Origin of the sequence: Flavobacterium macrobrachii, from assembly GCF_014486675.1 — a bacterium.
In the GTDB taxonomy this organism is placed as follows: domain Bacteria; phylum Bacteroidota; class Bacteroidia; order Flavobacteriales; family Flavobacteriaceae; genus Flavobacterium; species Flavobacterium macrobrachii.
The window spans coordinates 1-350 of the sequence record NZ_JACTAC010000205.1 but is presented as its reverse complement, the minus strand read 5'-3'; the positions used below and the strand labels follow the sequence as shown (position 1 = coordinate 350).

The window sequence follows — 350 nt, the reverse complement described above, 5'->3', positions numbered from 1 at the left end:
ACACCAGTTTCAACAACATCTACTGTTGGCGCATCAGGCGAACCATGATTTACTAAAACATCAGTTTCAGCTGGGTCAGAAGCAGCTTCACGACCTTGAGCAAATACGCTCAAAGCAAAGTTAGGCGCAACACTATAACCTGTTGGAGAAACAATTCCATTTGCAATAGCGATATACGTTTCACCATCAGCAAGAGTAGTGGTTAAATTATAAATACTTTCTGTTGCAGAAGTACTATTTCCTGGAGCAACATCAATGCTTAAAGCTACACCAGCAGGAACATCAATGAAAGGTGTCGCAGTTCTGAACGCAAAGTTATCTAAAGTTAAAGTTCCATTTACATAAACATC

1 protein-coding gene is annotated in these 350 nt (G+C 39.7%); it reads right to left on the bottom strand.

Annotated features, from left to right (window positions below; all coding sequences use genetic code 11):
- The coding region (locus tag IAI56_RS15975) for a DUF4397 domain-containing protein (RefSeq protein WP_187658796.1) at positions 1–350 on the bottom strand (350 nt) is incomplete at both ends.